The sequence below is a fragment of the Ktedonosporobacter rubrisoli genome, from assembly GCF_004208415.1.
Taxonomy (GTDB): domain Bacteria; phylum Chloroflexota; class Ktedonobacteria; order Ktedonobacterales; family Ktedonobacteraceae; genus Ktedonosporobacter; species Ktedonosporobacter rubrisoli.
Map to the genome: position 1 here is coordinate 11,011,740 of NZ_CP035758.1, position 20,995 is coordinate 11,032,734.

Here is a 20,995-nt window from a genome sequence, read left to right on the forward strand (position 1 = left end):
TGTAGAATTGATTCTTTTGTTTTGCTAGAGGACTATTCTATTTAGGTAGGAGCTAACGATCTTTGGAGATATACACCAAAAAAGCTGTAGGAAAAGTAGATAGGGATAGCACCAACCAAGTACAAGCCGATCCTTGTTCACTGACTAGATCGGCTTGTATTGCTAAGATGCTATTCCTGGCTAAGACGCATCTCTCTCAATGCACCAGCCATGGATAATGCGCTCGACTTGTGCCATCCCGGTGATAAAGTGGGAGACCGGAAGGCTTTCGTTGGGCTGATGAGCTTCCTCAAGTAAGCCTGGTCCCCAGATATAGGAGTCGATCCCGATTTGCTGGAATTGTCCGCCATCTGTCGCATACGGAGCTCCGCGATCCGCCTGCTTGCCGGTTAGCTGACACAGGAAATGGCAGAACTCATCGTCACTTGGCGAGGACAAAGGAGGCGTGATCGTAAGATCTTGAAGCGTGATGTCGCTTTCTGGGGCTACACGCTTCATAGAGGTCACGATCTCTTTATGCCAGCGTTCTTGTAAAGGGGCGAGGAGTTGTTCCGCCTGATCACCAGGCGCAATGCGAACGCTGGTTGTCAGGCGACATTCCTCAGCAATCATATTAGGGGCCAGGCCACCAGTAATCAGGCCACAGTTGAAGACGGAGCCAGGAACTTCGGGAAATAGCCGCCTGTTCTCGGCTGAGGCCTGCTGGAGCAGTTGCTGATTTGCCTCTTTGAGTAGCTCAATAACGTCGGACATTTTCTCGATTGCATTCAGGCCCTTGTGGGGAGCGCTGCTATGGCCACCTTTGCCATGGACAACAATATCGAAAGATGCATAGCCCTTGTGCGCGGGGAAGATATCGAAATTGGTTGGTTCGCCGATCAGCGCGACTCTGGGCAGCGGGTAATCATGGAAAAGCTCCGGGATCACATGAATTAGGCGTCCTGCTCCCTGGCCGGCAACTTCTTCATCGCAGGTGAAAATGAACATCAGAGGGCGTTTTAACGATTGAAGAGAAGTCCTTTTAGCGGCAAGGATGGCTTGTGCCAGAAAGACCTTCATATCGGAAACGCCGCGCCCAAAAATACGTTCACCATCGGTACTCATCACCAGGGGATCAGTTTTCCAGCCGGGCTGGCCCTCAAAGGGCACAATATCTATATGTCCGGAAATAATGAGGCCTCCAGGGACCTGTGGGCCGATCCAGGCCAGCACGTTAGCCTTTTCAACGTTCTGGACAGTCTCCTTTACCAGCTGGACCGAGAAACCTATGTTCTCAAGAAAATTGGCAAGATACTCGGCTGCCGCGACATTGCTCAGACTGCTAACTGTGTTAAAGCTGATCAGCTGGCGAGAAAGTTCCCACAGCTCGCTCTCTTGTATTGGCGCACCAGGCATAAATGATCTCCTTCTGAGGGGCGTCTTGCTATTTTACTGCTTGTGAAATAAGTTGGCATGGAAGCCACATATATGGCGCCCTGCTGGGAAGTTTTTGTTTTGCTCCATTTCTACTAACGACCAGTGAGCATATCCTAATCATACTCTATCTATGCGCCCTCCGCCAACCTGTCCCTTTCTTTCTCCACCTTTCAGCTTCTGTTTTGCCTGTGGAAAAAAGGCAAGTGAGCGGAGGAATTCCGCTCACTTGTGAGCATGCCGACTCTTCGTCATCCAGTTTTATTAGCCTGGGCTACCTGAGCTGTTCTGCATTCCCTCTCTATCCATGTCAAGGGCGGCAAGTCTCTACTTGCCGCCATATCTCAGGCTTTCGCCAGCTCAGGAGAGCCCTGCGTGTCCGCGCCCTGATCTTCCGGAGAAATTTGGGCCTGTGCAGAGCTGACAAGTAAACGGTTGAGCAAAACCGACAGGAGCGTAGAGCCTGCAATCAGCACCCAGCCAAGTGGAGTTGGTACGGCCAGATGGAGCAGGTTGCGTAGTGGCGCAACTGTAAACGCTGTGGCCAGAACGCCCAGCGAGCCTAGAACCGCCCATTTAACCGAGGAAGTGAGCTGTCCATCTTCTGTCCGCCCGGATGCCAGGGTTTGAGCTAGCTGAGTGGTGACGATACTGGTAAAGGCTACAGCTCGGGCCTGAGGTAGGAGATCCCGACCCAGACTGATAAGGTAAGCCGCCAGCGAGGGGAGCGCTGTAGCGAGCCCACGACGGATTACCTCCTTGAATAGGCGCGTATCCAGTGCTCCCGCGCCCTCTCGTCTCAAGCCCGCAAGGTTACGATGTTCTGGCGGCTGAAGCGCAACAGCAAGGGCGGGAAAGATGTCGGTAATCGCGTTAACCGCAAGAATCTGGCTGGCAGTTAAGGGCATAGCTAGTCCAAGCAAGCTGGCCCCTACGACAAGACCAAGCTCGCCAAGATTGCCGCCCAGCAGCAGGCCGAGCGCTCGACGCAGGTTGCGCCAGAAACTGCGTCCCTCCACAAATGCCTCCACAAGTGTCGAGAAATTATCGTCAGCGATGACTACATCGGCAGTCTGGCGCGCGACCTCCGTACTTCCACTCCCCATGGCCACTCCCACATTGGCAAGGCGTAAGGCCGGGGCATCGTTGACGCCATCCCCGGTCATGGCAACTGTATGCCCACTGCGTTGCAAACTCTCGATGATGCGTAACTTGTCGAGAGGAGTTGCGCGGGCGATGACTACAGCATGCTCTAGACGTTGATCCAGTTCCCCGTTTGTTAGTTGCGCCAGCTGCGCTGCGGTTATCACCTCGCCGCCCTCTGCCAGCAGGCCGGCCTCGTCTGCAATTGAATGGGCCGTAGATGGGTGGTCACCCGTGATCATAAGGACGCGAATGCCAGCTGCCTGGCAGCGTTGTACTGCAGTACGTACCATCGTGCGTAATGGATCTGTAATGCCAACAAAGCCCAGCGCCGTAAGCCCTTCTGGATGATCTAACGCAGTATTGGGAGGGCCTTCGGCAACCATAAGGAGTCGTAAACCCCACTGGGCGAGCTGTTGAGAACGGACCAGCCAGGCCTGTTTCCCGGCTTCATCCAGAGGTTGCTTCTGCCCATGTCGCATCACCTGGCTGCAGTGATTAAGCACAACTTCTGGTGCCCCTTTAATACAAACTCTGCCGTGAGTGAGCGTGGCATGGAAGGAACGGCTAGGATCGAAAGAGAGCTCTTCTTCATGCTGCAAATGGATCTGTTTTCCAAGACCTGCGGCAAGGGCGCCTTGCACGACTGCCCGATCAGTCGGGTGGATACCAGCATCGGGAGCATCAGGATGGGGGCTGGCAAGCGCTGCCGTGAGCAAGATATGGCTCATTTCGGCAGGGAGCCTGCTGCTCGGTGTGTACTCAAGAGAACTATTTGTAGGCGTAGCGGGGCTGGGAAGAAGAGCGCCTTCGATATGCCTTCCACCTTTGCTCGATACGCTTTGCGTATGTTGGAATGGTAGAGCTTGCTCGTCCAGGGTTGCAAGCAGACTAAGTTGGAGACGACCCTCGGTCATCGTGCCTGTTTTGTCAGCGCAAGCTACTGTAACCCGCCCCAGCGCTTCAATCGCTGAGAGGTGGCGCACAAGGCTTTTTCGCTCAGCCAGGCGCCGCGCTACTCCGGCCTCACCTACCATAGAGAGAAGCGGCAAGCCTTCGGGTACTGCAGCCAGGGATATCGTTGCTCCTGTGGCGAGAATGGTGAGCAATGGCCGACCCCAGAGCAGACCTGAAATGATCACAGAAGCGCCACCCACGACAGAAATTGGTAAAAAGATGCGTAACAGACGACTGAGGCGTACGCTGAGCGGATCGGGTTGATCTTCATCCTGGACAAGCGCAGCCCTGGTTGCTCCCATACGTGTCTGTTGCCCGATAGCTACGACAATAGCGCGTCCATTGCCAGTGGTGACGTCACTGCCTTCCAACACGATGCGATTAGCTTCCTGTGCGGCATCGGGGGCCTTTGGCACTGGAAAGGACTCGCCAGTAAGTGTTGCCTCGTCAACTTCCAGATTGTGAGCCTCGATAAGGCGAGCGTCGGCTGCTACCCGATCGCCAGCGGCTAAGAGTAAGAGATCTCCACAGACCAGTTCACTGGTGGGAAGCGTGATCTCCTGCTTATCGCGTATAATGCGTGCGCGTGGGTTTCCCAGACGCGCTAAAGCTTCTGCCACGCGGTCGGCCTTGCGTTCTTGCCAGATGCCCACAGCCACATTTACTAGAATAGTGCTGCTGATAATTACTACATCGCCGGCGGCGCCAAAAAGGAGGGCCAGGCCGGCCCCGGCGGCAAGAATTCCGGTGAGCGGCGAGCGCATTTGATGGAGTAGCGCGCTGAGTAATGGATTGCGACCAGCTGACGTAGAGGTTTGGCGTTGCCGCTCGCTAGCCTGCTGGTGGCTCAACCCCTGCTCAGAGGTGTGTAAGCGCTCAAGTGTCTGTTCGATGCTACGACTGCCCCAGCGCTCTGGCCGTGGATCGATGAGCCGGGGAAGTGTCGCAGCTTTGCGCTCACCTCCCCGTAGACGCCACCAACCATCAGCGATGGCGGTAAGGGAAGTGATATAGACAGCGCGTGTGGCAGCTTCGATACCGGGCAATCCTCGTATACCCCAGGCCAGGCCAAGAATATTAGCAACCAGCGAGAGCCCAACTGAGTCGCGTACTGTCGCCTCGCGACGCGCAGTCGCTTCAATAATTGCCGTGATAGCTGGAAGGTCTGGAGCGAGCAAATCTGCGCGCGCCGGTATGCGAAAACGGTCATCAGTAAGGCCGATGGCCAGGTCGCAGGCCGAAAATGCTGCTGACGATCCGATATGATCGGAAACAAAAGCTACAAGCGCGCCCTCTTTCTGCCTGGCCCGAATCGCGTGTAAGGCATTATCCTGTTCCAGCAGGTCGATATGGGCGCGATGAGCAAAGGCTCGCGCGGTAAGTTGATCTCCGCTGGAAAGCACAGCTATATCTACCTGATGACGTCGGCAAGTCTGTACAAGCTGGGCGAGGCCTTCTGCTATATGCGGGCGAAGCGCGATAAGGCCTCGGGGCGTTCCTCTTGCTCTTGTTTGAGGACCAGCACATAATGTCCGCTCTGGCGTAAGCTTGCGGCTTCGGGAAGCGAAGCCCAATCTTCAACGGGTCCAAGGACGAAATGTGTGCCCTCAAGTACTGCTCTGGCTGTTCTGCCATCGAAATGCCCATCAGTAGCCGTGCCCTTATCAGTAGCGCGAAAGATACCGCCCCAGGGAGAACCCGCAGCGCTGGCTGTCCCTGAAGCCATCGCAAGTAGCTCGGCAGGCTCGTATGCGTCATTCAGAGGGATAATGCCAGCAATTTCAAGTCTATCGCTCAACAATCGCGCGCTGTCAAAGAGGAGCAAGGAAGGAAGTCTTAGGGCGCGATGGGTTCGCGTTCCAACAACTGTGACGCCGGCGCGTAGAACCCTCGCGGATGTGCCCAGTTCCGCATTATCGACGCCGATGGCCGCGGTACGGGCATTGACGAGTAATAGAGCTGTCAACGTACTGGTGAAGGAAAAGGTGAGCAGCCCACTGATGCCAGCATAAGCCAGTGAGGCAAGACCTATGATGCGATGGTAGCGCTCAAAAAGTGAGGGAGTAACGGGAGCGGGGCGTGGTTGCGGCTTGAAAGCATTGAAGGATTCCTCATGCCGCAAGCGTACAACAAATGGTCCACCATAGAGCCGCGCGCCAGGAGGAAGCAATTTGCCTACAAAGACTGGCTGAGGCATGCCATCACGTCCGATGGCTGTTCCTGTACCCTCCAGGACTTTCGCGGCAAGAGGTGTGCGTTCGCCCCGCTCTAGACTAATTACTTCATCTGGCTGAGCAGATGGGGCATGTTCAATACGTTCCTCGTGCCGCCGCCAGGCCGAGCGTCTGGCCTGAACCTCAGTAAGCAGGCGCAGCGATTCAGAGCCAGTCACCGCAAGACCGATAGGGCTTCCCGCAAGCGTAAGCGAGATAATACCTGGGATGTTTAAGAGCAGATCCGCTGCTGTTCGACCGAGCAGACGCCGTAGCCCATAGCGAATCGGGGGAATTCCTTGCAGGATGCTGATAATACTTGAGGTTTGCAGGGCAATACTGGCCCCCGGTAGCGGCTCAGAAAAGCCTGTCAGGCGACGGAATGAGAGCAGGCTGAGCCCCAGGGTTGCCCCAAGCGTCCGTGTTGCGCTCTGAATGAGTGGTTTGGGATCGAGCGGGAAGGCCGGGCGGTCTTCGCCTGGGAGTTCAGGAAGCTCCAACTGGGCTATCTGAGCTATCAGATCGTCGAGATCGGCCTCATGCTCATCAAATTCGATAAGCACTCTCCCCGTTAACTCATTGGCTTTGGCTACATGTACTCCAGGCTGGTTCTTGAGATGGGTCGTGATCCGCGTAGCAACCTGTGGATCGCGGTCCAGGCCGCGCACGGCAATGCGTGCACGAACTGTTCTTCCCTGCTTATGGCTCACGGCAGGCGGAGAGCTATGAGTCTTCTCAGTGTTTATTGACGTGAGATCCAACTGTTGGATTTCATGCAGAAGCGTCTGCTCACTGATCCGGCCTGGATCGAAATTGACAAGTACATTGCCTGTTGCTGGTGTAGCCTGTACATGTCGAACACCTGTGATCTGATGAATTTGGATCTCCAGGTTTTGTTTGCCTTGCCCTGACCAATTTGGTAAATGCAGACGAAGGCGGCCAGGAAGTGTATGGAGCACCTCTGGCCTCTCGGCAGTCATTAGGCTCATGGTATACAGCTCTTTCGGCGGGGATAAAAACGCGCTACGAAGGCTTCTTTATATTACGTTGATGCTGTGCATCTGCCCATATATCCTCTAGATCCTCGCGTATACGGGCCGTCAGACGCTGGCTCTGCAAGCCCAGTTGCGCTGCCCATTGTCCCAGGTCCAACTCTGCTTGCTGCACTAGCTCTTCAGCTCTGGTCATAGCCTGCGGCATAGCTTCTTTAGCCCTGGGAGCTGAGGATGGCTTATGGGATTCATGGGAATCTTGCTGATGAGATTGGGGGCGAGTCGATCTTATGGCCTGCTCAACGCGCTGAGAGGCCATACCTGCAAGAAAACCAATACGGTGCCCAAGCGTAGTGAGTACCTGTTCGGCTCGTTGGGTACTCGATTGGTCTGGTGAATTCCCTTGGGCCTGACTCATTTCTTTTTCTCTCCTTGTTCTTGCTCGCCTGCATTGCTTCGGCTTGCCTTCTGGTTTTTGCGCGTGGTGGAAGCTGTTCCTACCGGCTCTTCTGAAGCCGTTTCTTTGTCTGCTTCTTTGGCCTGCTGCACACCTTCCTGGGTTGCTTGAGCTACCGAGGTGGTGGCCTGCTTGGCTCCTTCTCCGATGTTTTTGGCAAATGAGGTGACAGCATCTCCCGCAATGAGGACACCAGCTGTTCCATACACCAGACCCCGACGAATGACTTTACGAATACGTGGAGAAAAAACTGCTGCGACAACGGCTGCGGTGACGGCAACTTCGGGTTCCAGGAAATCTTCAGGTTCCATGCTTGCTCTCTTCTTTCATATGGATGTACTCTCTACACTAGAGAGTACATAGGACAGGTCTCTTAACAACTTCTCTTATCCTTGAAGCAGTGTTAGGACCATATGCTTTTCCTGAGAAAGACACGTCTACATTGCAGGCATGGTTACATTTTGTAGACGTATCTTCCTTTTCCTGTTTTTCTGCTGCCCATTTATAGCTTTCTTTTAAGCAGCTCCCTGCGCGTGGATAGGCTTAGTATGAAGCCGCCAGTTAAGGAAGGCCACGAAGACTATTGTTATGGCGCAAAAGACGATCTGGGCAAAAAAATCGATATCATTACCATCCTGCACGATTTTGAGGCCAACAAGTACTCCAGCCAGTAAGGCGCCAGAGATAAGCGCCAATCTTTGTCTATCCCCCACTGGAAATCCTGGGTTGACCAGCGCCTGATTATAAGCACAACAGCCAGAGCCAGCAAGGCTAAGAGTAGGATCAAGAGTGGCGCGGGTATGATAATCCCTGGAGTGATGAATTCGTGGTTTCCTAACCAGATGCCCCCTGCTACAAATGCCAGAAGTCCAATTAGCCAGGGCGACTGAGCTTTTCTGCTTTTAGGCTGAGTAGGAGATGCGGGCGCTCGGGTTGGCAAGAATAGCGCTAGCAAAAAGAGTAAGATTGCGGCCACTGCGGCGCCCGCCAATAGAAGTGGGCTCGCATGAAAACCTTTTGTGAGCTGGTCATAAGCGAAGAACCCGAGTGCGCAGGCGAGAACGAAGATCACGCTGATAATCACGAGGCCAATACGCCCCAGCCAGGCTTCGTTCCGGCGTCCAGGGAACAAGATCTCGGTGAGTAAGATCGGGAGGGAGATACTCCATATAGCGTGCCAACCAACTACGTATTCCACCCAGTACCAGTTGGTACCGAGCGAACGACCGTAAACTGCAAAGAAACCAGCTCCGGGAAAGTGCGGGTTGAAGAGCGACTGAAAGACCAGCCCTTCCGCAACGAAGCCAAAGGCCATGCCTAACAATACGATACGTGCTCGGCCCAAGTGACGCCTAACTGCCAGCTCCCTAATGAGCAGAGCAGCTGTACCATAAAACCCTATCGGCAAGGGTAAGGCGATGAACTGGCTCAATGGGACATCGCCGAGCAGCACCGCAGCACTTAATGGGGCCAGTATAAGAAGTACAAGCACAGGAGCAAGACGACGCATAAAAACATATCCTTCTTGAAAAATGTTGAATATACTACTAAAAAGTAACTGCAAATCTTTGGCGGCCAAAAGTGAGTTCTAGTCCTCATCAATAGGCTTAATGAACTTTTCCTCGACAGGTTGAAATGAGAATGCCAGGTTCTGATCCTCCCTTTCCCTGGAAAGTATGGCGGCTTTCGTTTCTGCCTGGGCCTTAAGCTGATTGCGTAAGCCTTGAGCCCAATCTGCCTCGGCCTGCCAGGTCTTCTCTTTATGCTGCATCAGCATAAAGGCAGTCTGGTGATCAAACCTATCTTGTGCTGTCCGTGTCTTCATCCCACGCTCAAAATCGCGAGCCTCAGTGCGGCAATGGAGAAGGGACATCTGGCAGTAGTTGATGTAGTGATCAAACAAAAAAAGTCGTTCATCGCTATTTAATAAGTTCATGAACATCATTTTGAGGTAGAAGAGACGCTGATAGTCTCCAAGATTGGCTGTAGTTTCCATCATCAGCTGATGGAAGCGCTGTTTGCCAGTCTCGGTAATCACAAAGGCATGTGAATGGCGATCCTGCTGCTTTTGCGCATTTTCAGGATTGACTCGCTCAATCAGCCCCAATTGTTCTAGCTTCGTCAGTAAAGGATAAAGCGTTCCATTGCTAATCTTCACCCACGGTCCGATAGCATCGTTAGCAATCTTTGTCATGCTATAACCGTTAATACCTGGGAAAACCATTAGAAGAGAGAGAATGATAAATTCGTACATATAACTTTCCTTTGCGCTAAGCAGCAGAAATAATTTAGCTTGATAGTAAAGTGCCTGAGTATGCATAGCATAGGTCTATCAATAAGTCTTAAAGACATATTAACAGATATTATTATTATTTGGCAAGAGGGAAAGAAGTAATAGTGATAGACTTTCACTTCTGAAGATGAACGGATGGGGCATAGCCAGAGATTCCCGGTGACCCGGAAGAGCACGTTTGCTATCCGCGTTTGCGATCAGCACGCCTGCGTTCTGTTAAGCGGCGCGCTTTTACAGCGCTTCCACAATCTTGCATGCTGCACCAGTGGCGCGACCTATTCTTGCTCTCATCATAAAACAACCATGCGCAGGCGAGAGGGTCACCTGGTACCCCAGGGCAGACCTTGAGGCGTTTACTTTCCCCTTCTCTCAGTAACTCTATTGCTGATTGCACAATGGGCCTGGTAAGGGATGCTAGATCCTTACTCTCGCTCGACCACTGCCAGGTGAAATGCCCTTCAATTTTTGCCAATCGTGCTTTTGAGAGCTCGTTTAGATAAGCCTGCTGTAGAGCGCCCAGCTCTTGCTCTGTCGGTTCTTGATTTTTGGCAATCTTGTAGAAGATGCTATAGAGCAATTCGCGCAGCGTAAGCGCTTCGTGAGCAAGCTGGTCATGGCACTGGGCCTCGTTTAGCAGATTAACCGCATCTTTCTCTGTGACTATATGGGCAAGAATACTCCAAGCCAGCAGTTTAGTATAATCCGCTAGATAATCGCGTCGTGTCGCTAAAACGCTTTCTTCAAGATCAAGGCCGCCGCGCGGCTCGACAGTATTTACGAAATCCAGGCAGAGTTTTCCCCCTACCAGGGCTGGCATCTGGCCCATAGCCAGATGTAATTGCTCGTAATTGTTCATCATGTGCTCCCTATTCTGCTACCAGCGATGTTACTTTTGATGGTAGCAAGGCGTATCATACTTATGCTACCAGCATTTTATATATAGCAGGTAGCTGATGTAATGGCAAGGAGAGCAATTTGGAGGATTCTAGATTAATGAAGACGAAAGATTGTCAAACGCCTGCTGTAGAGCTGGAAGGCTCTGCGCAGCGGGCCCCTAGACGATTATGGATCATAGTAGCAATTCTGGGGTTGCCCAATTTATCACAGTACTCAACTTTCAAAGTGTGACATTAGTGCTTCCCGCAATCCAGCACAGCCTGGGCTTCTCGGCAGAGAATTTGCAGTGGGTGGTAAGCGCCAATGCGCTGGCCTTTGGAGGTGGACTACTGGTTGCTGGCCGTTTGGCTGATATCTTTGGTCATCGGCGTATCTTTGTTTGTGGTCTGCTCCTCAGCACTATTAGCGCGTCTGGGTGTGGTCTAGCTACATCTCAGTTTATGCTTGTGTTTGCGCGTATTCTTCAGGGAATGGCCACGGCTTTGATGATTCCGGCTGCCCTCGCGCTCATCATTGATCTCTCTCCCCAAGGAACCTTGCGCTATCGAGCACTTGGCGCCTGGGGATTTTTGGTTCGATTGGGGCGTGGCCGGAACGTTGCTAGGTAGCTTCTTCGCTGATCGCTATGGCTGGCCCTCAATTTTCTTCTTGAATGTTCCCTTTGGGCTGCTGGCTCTGCCTGCTGCTATTGTGCTCCTGCCTCCCGCTCAAAAGAGTAGAGATGTTGTAGCATTGGATCTGCCCGGTGCCCTACTTTCCACGTGTAGCCTTGTCTTATTGATTACCGGTTTAACACAGATTGTCCATCCATCTGTGAACTATCTGCTTCTGCTAGCGTGCTTTGGTGGGTTTCTCATCTTCTTCCTGCTCTTTTGTTTTATCGAAGCACATGTTAAATATCCTCTTGTGCCTCTGCATTTTTTTCGGCAGCCCAATGTAGCAGGCTCTACTATGGTAACATTAGCCTTTTGTGCTACAGCAAATACAGTACTCTTTTTCTTTACTCTCTATATGCAGCAGGTGCATGGTTTTTCTTCATTTATTACTGGCCTGGCTTTTCTTCCCACGAATGTAATGCTTATCCTTGGTTCCTTTGGAGCTCCACTACTTATCAAGAGATGGGGATACAAGCTGACTATCCTGATTGGACTGCTTTTCCTGGCAGGGGGAGCACTCCTGTATGCCAGAATTTCTGTGACTGGCGAATATGTCTGGACCTTGCTCCCCGGCTTAGCCGCGGTAGGTACCGGCCTGGGAATATGTCAGGTAGCCGCTACTGGCGTTGGAACTCATCAGGTCGGTCCGACTGAGCGCGGCCTGGTTTCCAGCCTGCTCAATGTGGCCTCTCAAGTTGGTACTGCGTTGGGCCTGGCTGTGCTCGTTTCTGTTGCGAATGCGCGTACACTTATGCTGGCGCATAATTCACGGCCATCACCGGAGGATCTGGTGGCGGGCTTTCAGTGGGCATTCTATGCAGGCGCGGCGTTTAGCTTACTGGGTATCGTGCTATTATTCTTGACTATCAAAAGACGTCAAGCATGAGGCCTTGATGGAACCGGATAGTGGAGAAGCGCCAATGAAGAGTGGAACCTGATCGGTTCTCGCAATGCCCTGAAAATGATATGGTATTTACCGTATCCTAGAGAAGTGGTAGGGCTTGTCATCTCTAGCCTGGCAAGCCCTGTACAACCTTTTGTTTTAAGTTAGTGGGTCCAGGCCGGGCCGGCAGGAAATGCGAAATCATGTAGCGCAGTTTGCTTCATAGTGATGCTATAGCCGGGAGCCTGAGGAGGCATATAATGGCCCGCGCGGATAACCACGGGATCGATAAAATGCTCGTGCAGATGGTCTACATACTCCAAAACGCGATTTTCTAGAGAAGCGCTGACGCAGATATAATCAAAGACAGAAAGGTGCTGTACGTATTCACAGAGCCCGACGCCTCCAGCGTGCGGGCAGACCGGGACGCCAAATTTGGCTGCCATGAGCAGAACTGCAAGAACCTCATTTACTCCCCCAGCCTGCAGGCGTCGATCTGGCAGAAATCTATGGCCTGGGCCTGGAAGAGTTGCTTAAAGATAATACGATTCTGGACGTGTTCGCCGGTGGCGACTTTGATCGGAGCAATCGCACGCGCGATTGCCGCATGTCCCAGGATATCATCAGGACTGGTGGGCTCTTCGATCCACCAGGGCTCATAGACAGAGAGCACTTTCATACGCGCGATTGCCTCGTTCACGCCCCAGAATTGATTAGCGTCCATCATCAGCTTGCGCTCGTTGCCGATTTCTTCACGCACGATGCTGGCACGTCGCAGATCATCTTGTAGATCCGCGCCAACTTTCAGTTTGAAGTGGTTCCAGCCAGCAGCCACACCAGCGCGACAGAGGTAGCGGATGCGCTCATCGCTGTAGCCTAGCCAACCGGCAGAAGTGGTGTAAGCCGGGAAGCCTGTCTGGCGCATTTCCTGTTCGCGAAGCGCTTTTGTAGAGGCGTTACGCTGGAGGATCGCGAGAGCATCCTCGGGCGTAAGCACATCGGTAATATAGCGAAAGTCAATGCAGGATACAAGCTGTTCCGGCGACATATCTACCAGCAATTTCCATAAAGGCTTACCCTCTGATTTGGCATAAAGATCCCAGACCGCGTTGACAAGTGCTGCTGTTGCCAGATGGATGACGCCTTTTTCGGGTCCAAGCCAACGCAACTGACTATCTCCGGTGAGTAAGCGCCAGAAGGAGGCCATGTTCTCAGTTAACGATTCTAACGTGCGCCCAATGAGCCTGGGAGCCAGAGCTTGAATGGCGGCCACACATATTTCATTGCCGCGACCAATGGTGAAGGTAAGGCCGTGACCACTCAGTCCGTTGGGGCTATCTGTATGGAGAGTCACATAGGCTGCCGAATAATCTGGATCTGGGTTCATGGCATCAGAACCATCAAAGGAGCGTGAAGTAGGGAAACGGACATCATAGGTCTCAAAGCTGGTAATGGTTGTCGGCACTAACTGTATCCTCCTGCGAGATAGTTCGTATGAGCATTGCGCTCCCGGATGTAAAGCGAACCTGTGCTGTTTATTCTACAAGAATTTCATCGAGCAGTAATCGCCTGCGTACATCTTGTAAGTAGGCATGTAGCACTGCATCAATGTGATCTTTCATGGCCTGGACAGCAACATCAGCCTTGCCATCTTTGAGTGCTGTGAAAATAGCCTGGTGCTGATCGACTGAGGCGAGTAACGAGCCGGGCGCACCGCCAGTTGCCATCTTGACAGTCCAGCGCTGCAAGCGCAGTACGGTTTCCACAGTCTCCAGCAGAAATGGGTTGTGTGAAGCCCTGGCAATACCAGAGTGAAAGGCGTCGTCGTATTCAATGAACATATCCCAATGATTGGCCAGGGCACCCTCTCGATTGCGTATGAGCGCCTGCTCTAACCCGCGTAACTCTGCAAGGGTGATACGTTCTGCAGCAAGTTTGACTGTCTGCGCCTCCTGGAGGGAACGAAACTCAAAGAGCGCGCGCATATGTTCGGGGTCAACGGGCATCGAAAGGTTGATCGCAGCCGTTGCAAAGGGTCGCGAGCCATCATTGACATAAATACCACTGCCGCGCCGGGTACGCACATGCCCGCTGGCGGTTAATAGCTTGATCGCCTCGCGCACCATAGCACGACTGACACCGAGCTGCTCACCGAGGCGTTGCTCGGTCGGCAAACGGTCCCCGGGCTGAAGAGAGCCGGCCTTAATGAGCTCAATAATTTTTGCCGCAATGGTTTCGTATCCCGGTTGATAACTGCTGCTCGTTTTCTTAGAGGCTTGTGTCATTATTTCACCTGATAGAGAAGAAATCTGCTATCCACGCAGTGCATGTAAGTGTATGGTAACCGAGAACGCCAATAAATAAATATGATTCATTTGGTCTGACGATTGGAGAAGTACAACACTAGAACCTCCAATTCTGCTCCATTGTAGCATATTGTTTTCCCTGTAACAAGCTAAAATCAAGCTTGCATAGAAAGATAATAAGGGATTTTCACGCCATGAAAGCTATACTTGAGCAAAATTTAACTTTCTTGCGCTCCAGCAAGCTAATGATTATGCGGTTACATAAGCTTGACAATAATTAATGAGTATGATATATGTTGCGTATCTCTCTACGCGCTGGCTAGTCGCATGGCCAGAGGAGCGCAGAAAAAATAGGACAACTGCTATTACGCTTTTATATGAGCTTCGACATGGAAGCGGCATGATAGCTCTGCTCCACATTGCTGTGAAGTATTTTTACCTCGCATAGCACAAGGAGGTATGGCTTTATGGGTACCGGTCACATCTGGATTATTGGTGCGCATCTTAAAGACCTCTCCATTCGGGCCAATATTTATTCTTGTCTATGTTATCTCCTTCGTTTTTATGCGTAAGGCATATCTGGGCAGCCACTTCCTAATAATTGCGGTATATATCTTTGCCCGGTGCCAGTATGTGAAGGGCATCGTGGTTTCCCGCTTTGGTGGCCGCTAGTCTTTGGAGGATATTACCTTGGAGTTCCCTACTTTCCCAATGCGTCAGGTACACTTGGACTTTCATACCTCTCCCGATATTCCAGATGTAGGTGCGGATTGGGATGCTGACCATTTTATTGAGACCTTGACTCGGGCTCGCGTGAATTCTATTACAGTATTTGCTAAATGCCATCATGGAATGAATTATTATCCAACGCGTATTGGTACAGTTCATCCTAGCTTAAAGTTTGATCTATTGGGTGCGCAGATTGAGGCCTGCCATCGAGCGGGCATTCGTTGTCCTATCTATCTTTCGGTGTGTTGGGATGTTGCGGCGGCGGAGCGCCATCCCGAGTGGCGGCAGATCGATAAAGATGGTAGGCAGATGGGTGGTGGACCATTTGACGCCTATTTTACTAACTGGCCATATCTTTGCGTTAATACCGCCTACGCCGATGAGCTGATAGCTCAGACCGAAGAGTTGCTAGCGAACTACGACTGCGATGGCTTTTTCTACGATATTTTGCTGTATAACGATGAGGGTTGTTTATGCACGAATTGTCTACGTGATATGCGTGACAAAGGCTTAGATCCGCAGAATAGTGAGCATCGGCAGCGGCATAATAATGAAGTGGCGCGCACCTTTATGCGGCGCATCTCGAACGTCATTCGTGAGAAAGTGCCGCACGCTGGCATTTTCTTTAACTCGCGCTGGGGATTGCTCTTTGCTGATGAGGCCCAATATTATTCTCAGGTTGAAATTGAATCGCTGCCTACGGGTGGCTGGGGCTATGATTTCTATCCGCTCTGGTCGCGCTATGGGCGTGACTTTGGACTGCCCATGCTTGGTATGACGGGGCGTTTTCATGAGAGTTGGGCTGACTGGGGTGGTTTGAAGCATCCTGATGCCTTGCGCTTTGAATGTGCAGGTATTCTGGCGACGGGCGGGGCGATCTCGGTTGGCGATCAGCTTCATCCGCGCGCCCAGCTTAATGAGGCCGTCTATGACGTCATTGGCGAGGCCTTTGGCGAGGTGGAGGCTGTAGAGCGCTATTGTATCGATGCAAGGCCGGTTTCGCAGGTGGCTTTGCTGATACTTGAAGAGAATGCTGCGAAGGCCAAATTAAATAGCGGTCGAGGTATACTTGAGGGCGCAAGCCTGATGTTGCTCGAATTGCATCAGCAATTTGATGTGATTACCGAACGCTGCCCCGATTTTAGCAAATACGATGTGATCGTTGTGCCCGATGAGGGCCATGCCTTACCGGGCGTGGTCGAGCGTTTGAAGGCGTTTGTGGCTGGCGGCGGCAAGCTGCTATTGTCGCATGAAGCGCTGCTCAATAGCGAGCATGGCAATTTCTGGCTGGCCGATGAAATGGGCGTGGATTACCAGAGCACTTGTGAGAGTGTGCCCGACTATTTCAAGGTGAGCGATCCAGCCTTGCAATCGCCGGCCACACGCCCCAATTTTGCCTATTCGCTCTATGAAGGTCCCTGTGTGCGTGTCAAGCCGCGGGCCGGAACGCGCGTTCTGGCTGAGGCCTACGAAACCTACTTCAATCGTACCTGGCAACATTACAGTTCACATCGCTTTACACCGCCAAAGCCAACAAAGGCCGATTATCCTGCAGTTACTATCTCAGATAATGTGGCATATATCTATGGGCCGATCTTTGGGGCCTATATGTTGCATGGCAATTTAACCTATCGAGCTCTGGTTGGGCGCTGTCTTGAGCTGCTACAGCCTGAGCCTCTGGTGAGGACCACTGCTCCGGCAACGACTGAAGTAACGGTGATGCAGCAGAGTGAGAGACAGATTGTGCACCTGGTTAACTATCATGCACAACGTCGACCGCCTGCGCTTGTAGAGTCTCTGGAAGTTCCGGTGCCTCTGCATGAAGTGAAGGTAGACCTGCGCCGCGCAACGCCGACCACGCGCGTTTTCCTGGCTCACAGCGGGGAGCAGCTCCCCTTTGAGGTGCGTGCCGGCGTGGTTTCGGTGACCGTACCGCGCGTAGATGTGCATGCAATGCTCGTTTTTGATGGAGATACCAATTAAATAAGACAGTTGTAGCTGTAGAAAGACAAGCTACAAGCGCGAAGGATTTGACAACATGGCCCAGGGCTCTAAAGTCTTTGGGCCATGCTGCTTGTGTATAAATAAGCAGCCTGCTATACTGAGCTTAAGTGCAACTAATGCATTCCTTTCATCTATAAAAAGGAAATAGTTATATGGCAACCAATCCTTCAAACGGTAATACTTATTTTCTTGATGCCGAAAGCCCGGCGGAGATGGCACGTCTGGTCAATCTTGGCCGCATTACAACGCAGGCCATGGGAGGAGCCCTTGTGGGATTGGAGGAAGAGACGCAGGACTGGCAGCGTGTGCTGGATTTAGGCTGTGGGCCTGGAGGCTGGGTCCTGGATGTGGCCTATGCGCATCAATCTCTAGAGGTAGCCGGGGTTGATATTAGTCAGACTATGATCAAGTATGCTAATGCCAGAGCAAAGTCGCAAGGCCTCTCTAATGCCTCGTTTGGCGTGATGGATATCAGCCAACCCCTGGATTTCTCGGAGCAGTCGTTTGATCTGGTCAACGCGCGTTTTCTTGTCGGCGTGATTGGGAGAAAGACCTGGCCAGCCCTTATTGCTGAATGTACGCGTATCCTTCGTCCCGGAGGCATCTTGCGCCTGACCGAGATGATAGATGCTGGGGTGAGTACCAGTTCAGCATTTGAGCAGATCAATGCCTGGTTAAGTCAGGCTTTCTGGCGCGCTGGTTATGGCTTTTCCTCAGATGGGCGTCATTTTTGTATGACATCAGTGCTGAAACGGCTCTTACGCGATGCCGGATATGAAGACATCCAACACGCTGCTCATGCGCTTGAGGTTTCCGTTGATGCTCCTGCCTGGATGGATTTTTACCGCAATGCTGAGGTAGGATATTATCTAGTGCAACCGTTTTTGCTGAAAGCAGGGGTTGCGACTCAGGAAGAGATTGAGCGCATATATCAGCAAATGCTCATTGAGATGCGTGCAGATGATTACTGTGGAATGTGGCACTATATGACATTTTGGGGTAAAAAGCCTGCTGCCTGAGTATCCGTGCAAAATTTCTCAGAGATTGTATCGATCCAGTAATTGGAAGCTACAGCCAGTTATATGCGCGGCTGCAGCTTCCGGTTTTACAGCAAAGAGATCCCAATTTTAGATGAGGCGAGCTATCTATAGAGCTCCGATCTGCGGTGGGCGACTGAGGGTACCTTGCCACGAACCTCAGCCACACGTTCGAGGTTGATGTCTGCGTAGATAAGATCCTCGCCCTCTGAGCCCTCCGCCAGGACGACTCCCATCGGATCTACGAGCAGCGAGCGGCCCAGATACTTATCGCCTGTCTGGTCGCTGGTAATCATATAAGCCGTGTTCTCGATTGCGCGGGCTACAATCAGATGGCGCCAGTGTACCTCTTTCATCGAACCGTTTACCCAGCCCGATGGCATAATAAAGAAATCGACCCCGCGTTCTGCCTGATAGCGAGCCACTTCTGGGAAGCGTAGCTCGTAACAGACAAATAAGCCCATGCGACCAAAGGGCGTCTCCAGCGGCTCAAAGAGCTTATCCCCTGTAGCGAAAGCATCAGATTCTTTAAAGCCGAAGGCATCAAAAAGATGCGTTTTGCGATAGAAGGTAACCAGCTCACCTTGAGCGTTAAGCACGACAGTTGTGTTATAGGCCTTTGCATCTGCCTCAGCAGTTTCCAGCATGCCCGAAATTACCCACAGACCCGCCTGGCGCGCAGCAGCCGATAAACCTCTTACGAAAGGACCATCAAGCGGTTGAGAAGCCTTTCTGACCAGCTCAGCCTTCAAGTCGGCTGGCGGAAATCCCGTCATAAAAATTTCAGGAAATACAATCAGCTTTGCTCCGCGAGCTGCTGCGATGCGGATAGCGGCCTCCGCTTTCGCCAGATTTTCCTCTGCAATCCCACTCGATTGCATCTGGGCTGCCGCAATTAAAGTGCTCATGAAGAACTACTCCTCTCCGTTTGAAGAACTGCCAGGTATATAAGGATGATCGATGTACTGGGCGAACTTAGCGGCTCCGCGCTCAGGGGCATTATAGCATGCGATAAAAACTATCGGCAAAGTTGGGCTGGCGATTAAATGTGCGCGTTGGGCATAGCGAGGAACTGCTAGCCCCATTCGCAGAGCTTATTAGGAGATGTGATGAGGGGAGAAACATTTGTAGCTTCTCCCCTCCAAGCAGATTGCGAAGTAGAGGCTAAGTGCAGGCCTTTAATCCTGTCCCTGTTCCTGGAGGGCGATAGCCGGGCTGGCGGCGCGCGTAGTTGCCAGACTTACTACCACGGTCACAACGATATTGGCGACCAGGGCAATAAAGCCTGCATTGACACCCCAGAGCGGATCGTGGTTCGTCAAGAGCAGAATCATTACAAGCCCAACGCCGACAATAATGCCACTTGCCGCACCTATCTTGTTGGTTCGCTGAGGCCATAAGAGGCTCATGGCCACGGCCGGGAAGAATTGGGTGACACCATCGTAGCCGGTGAGCAAAAGATTGACAATCAAATTGGGCGCAAACAGGGCAAAGTAGAGCGTAACAGCGGTAAGCACAAGCACGAGAATGCGGGCCAGCAGATGCACAGTTTCCTCACTGGCTTCCGGTCGAATGACAGCTTGATAGATGTTGCGAGATACAAGCGTTGCTGCCTGGAGGAGGATCAAACTTGCAGGCACCATCGCAGTTAAAGCCCCAGCGCCTCCGATCAAGCCCACAAGCCAGCTCGGCTCCGCTTTGACGGAAAGGACCAGGAGGGCGCCGTTAGAAGCGCTGCCCTTGAGGCCAGGTACGATTAGTAGTGCTGTGAAGCCGACGAAAAAGATAAGCATGAGCAAGATCTGATAGATCGGCAGAAAGATTGCATTCTTCTGAATGGCGCGCTCAGACTTAGATGAATACACAGCCCCAAAGGCATGCGGCCACATAAAAAATCCCAGGCTGGTCAGGATAAGGGTTGTGATAAACCAGCCTATCCCCAGATTTTTTGAGCCTCCTGGCAAGGAGAGAAAATGGGGATGGGCCTGATGTACGGCTGCGAACATATTGCCGAATGAGCCAAAATAGTAAAGGGGCAAACCAATGCCGATGATCAGAACGACGACGATCATCAGGATATCTTTTAGCACCGAGATCCAGGCCGTGGAACGTAAGCCTGAAGCGTAAACAAAGACAGCCGTCAGGACGCTAGCAATGATCAGGCTCCAGGATGTCGGAATTGCCTCACCTGTGCTGATCTGGATGATAGTACCCAGGCCGGCTAACTGGAGCTCTGTATAGGGAATCATGAAGGCCACGCCGACCACCGCCGTCAGCACCCCAAGCCAGGGACTTTGAAAGCGTTTTACAAAATAGTCGGACTGTGTAATCAGCCCATGCTCCTTTGCATAGCGCCAGATGGGGGGAAGCAGAAAGTAAGAGACGGCATAGGCTAATGCACCATAGCCCAGGATGTAAAAGACAGGCCCACCATTGAGATAGGCATAGCCCGAAGCACCAAGGAAGGTGAAGGTGGTGTAGATTTCTCCCGCCATCAGGAGCCAGAGCAGTAGCGTGCCGAAGTTGCGTCCTCCTACAGACCACTGCTCTAGATTCATTTTTACTTTGCGGCCTGAGAGCATACCTAGAATAAAGGCGAGAATAACAATAGCTGCTGTGATGATAAGGGCTACATTCATGCTACTGTACCCTCCTTATGAGAGCGGTGAGTGATGATATCGTAGATACCGATGCAGACGGGAGTCAGGATGACCCAGAGTAAAACCCAGAAGGCAAGCGATGGCAGGCCAAGAATAAAGCCATCGTTGTTGAAAAAAGGTGCGCCCACAAGCATGAAAATGTAGGGCAGGAAGACGATGACCCAGGTGGGGGTTTTCAATTTGCGGCCCTCCTTCTCTGAGAGAGAATGATAGAACGAATTATGAGGGTAACGTTTCAGGAATGCAATCTCGCTGTTATGTGGTGCATCTGGGCGAGTGAGCAGAAGGCGCGATTCTGCTTCGAGCGGAGCGGCTTCAGAGCGTGCGGCAATAGAAGCTTCTGTATGTATGGCAG

General features: G+C 52.1%; 17 protein-coding genes and 1 pseudogene. 5 read left to right on the plus strand and 13 right to left on the minus strand.

Features of this window, described 5'->3' with window-relative positions:
• Positions 1 to 180: 180 nt before the first annotated feature.
• The 8 genes from argE to EPA93_RS46815 all read right to left on the minus strand — a co-directional run bounded on the left by argE (position 181) and on the right by EPA93_RS46815 (position 10,327).
• Positions 181 to 1,395, minus strand: coding sequence for an acetylornithine deacetylase (gene argE, locus EPA93_RS46780; protein WP_129894143.1), 1,215 nt, complete (start codon positions 1,393 to 1,395; stop codon positions 181 to 183).
• A gap of 362 nt (positions 1,396 to 1,757) precedes the next feature.
• Positions 1,758 to 4,916, minus strand: a complete 3,159-nt coding sequence (locus EPA93_RS46785) for a cation-translocating P-type ATPase (RefSeq protein ID WP_165423864.1) — start codon at positions 4,914 to 4,916, stop codon at positions 1,758 to 1,760.
• Positions 4,917 to 4,972: 56 nt separating this feature from the next.
• Positions 4,973 to 6,715: an HMA2 domain-containing protein gene (locus EPA93_RS46790; protein ID WP_129894145.1), complete on the minus strand. Its 1,743-nt coding sequence runs from the start codon at positions 6,713 to 6,715 to the stop codon at positions 4,973 to 4,975.
• 34 nt (positions 6,716 to 6,749) lie between these two features.
• On the minus strand, positions 6,750 to 7,136 hold the full coding sequence (locus EPA93_RS46795) for a hypothetical protein (protein ID WP_129894146.1): 387 nt from the start codon (positions 7,134 to 7,136) through the stop codon (positions 6,750 to 6,752).
• Positions 7,133 to 7,486: a hypothetical protein gene (locus EPA93_RS49430; protein ID WP_207229383.1), complete on the minus strand. Its 354-nt coding sequence runs from the start codon at positions 7,484 to 7,486 to the stop codon at positions 7,133 to 7,135. Before EPA93_RS49430 ends, EPA93_RS46795 begins: the two co-directional genes overlap by 4 nt.
• A 275-nt stretch (positions 7,487 to 7,761) precedes the next feature.
• Positions 7,762 to 8,685 carry a hypothetical protein gene (locus EPA93_RS46805; RefSeq protein ID WP_129894147.1) on the minus strand — a complete coding sequence of 308 codons (924 nt, stop codon included), beginning with the start codon at positions 8,683 to 8,685 and terminating at the stop codon, positions 7,762 to 7,764.
• A gap of 78 nt (positions 8,686 to 8,763) precedes the next feature.
• On the minus strand, positions 8,764 to 9,429 hold the full coding sequence (locus EPA93_RS46810; RefSeq protein WP_165423865.1) for a PadR family transcriptional regulator: 666 nt from the start codon (positions 9,427 to 9,429) through the stop codon (positions 8,764 to 8,766).
• Between the two features lie 220 nt (positions 9,430 to 9,649).
• The gene (locus EPA93_RS46815; RefSeq protein WP_129894149.1) at positions 9,650 to 10,327 is read right to left on the minus strand and encodes a CGNR zinc finger domain-containing protein; all 678 of its coding nucleotides are present in this window, start codon (positions 10,325 to 10,327) and stop codon (positions 9,650 to 9,652) included.
• Positions 10,328 to 10,532: 205 nt separating this feature from the next.
• Here EPA93_RS46815 and EPA93_RS46820 point away from each other — a divergent pair, with 205 nt between their 5' ends.
• Positions 10,533 to 10,973, plus strand: a complete 441-nt coding sequence (locus tag EPA93_RS46820) for an MFS transporter (protein ID WP_129894150.1) — start codon at positions 10,533 to 10,535, stop codon at positions 10,971 to 10,973.
• Positions 10,918 to 11,907 carry an MFS transporter gene (locus EPA93_RS46825; RefSeq protein WP_165423866.1) on the plus strand — a complete coding sequence of 330 codons (990 nt, stop codon included), beginning with the start codon at positions 10,918 to 10,920 and terminating at the stop codon, positions 11,905 to 11,907. Before EPA93_RS46820 ends, EPA93_RS46825 begins: the two co-directional genes overlap by 56 nt.
• Positions 11,908 to 12,068: 161 nt before the next feature.
• On the opposite strand, the pseudogene EPA93_RS46830 reads toward EPA93_RS46825, so the two are convergent.
• Together EPA93_RS46830 and EPA93_RS46835 are read right to left on the minus strand one after the other, a co-directional pair.
• Positions 12,069 to 13,369: pseudogene (locus tag EPA93_RS46830) on the minus strand (L-fuconate dehydratase).
• Between the two features lie 70 nt (positions 13,370 to 13,439).
• On the minus strand, positions 13,440 to 14,189 hold the full coding sequence (locus EPA93_RS46835) for a FadR/GntR family transcriptional regulator (RefSeq protein ID WP_129894152.1): 750 nt from the start codon (positions 14,187 to 14,189) through the stop codon (positions 13,440 to 13,442).
• A 480-nt stretch (positions 14,190 to 14,669) separates the two neighbouring features.
• Here EPA93_RS46835 and EPA93_RS46840 point away from each other — a divergent pair, with 480 nt between their 5' ends.
• From EPA93_RS46840 to EPA93_RS46850, 3 genes are all read left to right on the plus strand, one after another.
• On the plus strand, positions 14,670 to 14,882 hold the full coding sequence (locus EPA93_RS46840) for a hypothetical protein (RefSeq protein ID WP_129894153.1): 213 nt from the start codon (positions 14,670 to 14,672) through the stop codon (positions 14,880 to 14,882).
• Between the two features lie 18 nt (positions 14,883 to 14,900).
• Positions 14,901 to 16,922, plus strand: a complete 2,022-nt coding sequence (locus EPA93_RS46845) for a beta-galactosidase trimerization domain-containing protein (RefSeq protein ID WP_129894154.1) — start codon at positions 14,901 to 14,903, stop codon at positions 16,920 to 16,922.
• 173 nt (positions 16,923 to 17,095) lie between these two features.
• A complete protein-coding gene (locus tag EPA93_RS46850; protein WP_129894155.1) occupies positions 17,096 to 17,962 on the plus strand; it encodes a class I SAM-dependent methyltransferase in 867 nt (288 codons plus the stop codon).
• 122 nt (positions 17,963 to 18,084) lie between these two features.
• Here EPA93_RS46850 and EPA93_RS46855 read toward each other — a convergent pair whose 3' ends face one another.
• The 3 genes from EPA93_RS46855 to EPA93_RS46865 form a co-directional block, all read right to left on the minus strand.
• Entirely contained in the window at positions 18,085 to 18,888 is an 804-nt protein-coding gene (locus EPA93_RS46855; RefSeq protein WP_129894156.1) for a carbon-nitrogen hydrolase family protein, read from the minus strand.
• A 270-nt stretch (positions 18,889 to 19,158) separates the two neighbouring features.
• Positions 19,159 to 20,619, minus strand: coding sequence for a sodium:solute symporter family protein (locus EPA93_RS46860; protein WP_129894157.1), 1,461 nt, complete (start codon positions 20,617 to 20,619; stop codon positions 19,159 to 19,161).
• Complete coding sequence (locus EPA93_RS46865) at positions 20,616 to 20,819, minus strand: hypothetical protein (RefSeq protein WP_129894158.1); 204 nt, start codon at positions 20,817 to 20,819, stop codon at positions 20,616 to 20,618. Before EPA93_RS46865 ends, EPA93_RS46860 begins: the two co-directional genes overlap by 4 nt.
• Positions 20,820 to 20,995: the final 176 nt, after the last annotated feature.

Coding starts and splice junctions, on each gene's coding strand:
- argE (WP_129894143.1), bottom strand. CDS start 1,395: ATGCCTGGTGCGCCAATACAAGAGAGCGAGCTGTGGGAACTTTCTCGC.
- EPA93_RS46790 (WP_129894145.1), bottom strand. CDS start 6,715: ATGAGCCTAATGACTGCCGAGAGGCCAGAGGTGCTCCATACACTTCCT.
- EPA93_RS46795 (WP_129894146.1), bottom strand. CDS start 7,136: ATGAGTCAGGCCCAAGGGAATTCACCAGACCAATCGAGTACCCAACGA.
- EPA93_RS49430 (WP_207229383.1), bottom strand. CDS start 7,486: ATGGAACCTGAAGATTTCCTGGAACCCGAAGTTGCCGTCACCGCAGCC.
- EPA93_RS46805 (WP_129894147.1), bottom strand. CDS start 8,685: ATGCGTCGTCTTGCTCCTGTGCTTGTACTTCTTATACTGGCCCCATTA.
- EPA93_RS46810 (WP_165423865.1), bottom strand. CDS start 9,429: ATGTACGAATTTATCATTCTCTCTCTTCTAATGGTTTTCCCAGGTATT.
- EPA93_RS46815 (WP_129894149.1), bottom strand. CDS start 10,327: ATGATGAACAATTACGAGCAATTACATCTGGCTATGGGCCAGATGCCA.
- EPA93_RS46820 (WP_129894150.1), top strand. CDS start 10,533: ATGGATCATAGTAGCAATTCTGGGGTTGCCCAATTTATCACAGTACTC.
- EPA93_RS46835 (WP_129894152.1), bottom strand. CDS start 14,189: ATGACACAAGCCTCTAAGAAAACGAGCAGCAGTTATCAACCGGGATAC.
- EPA93_RS46840 (WP_129894153.1), top strand. CDS start 14,670: ATGGCTTTATGGGTACCGGTCACATCTGGATTATTGGTGCGCATCTTA.
- EPA93_RS46850 (WP_129894155.1), top strand. CDS start 17,096: ATGGCAACCAATCCTTCAAACGGTAATACTTATTTTCTTGATGCCGAA.
- EPA93_RS46855 (WP_129894156.1), bottom strand. CDS start 18,888: ATGAGCACTTTAATTGCGGCAGCCCAGATGCAATCGAGTGGGATTGCA.
- EPA93_RS46860 (WP_129894157.1), bottom strand. CDS start 20,619: ATGAATGTAGCCCTTATCATCACAGCAGCTATTGTTATTCTCGCCTTT.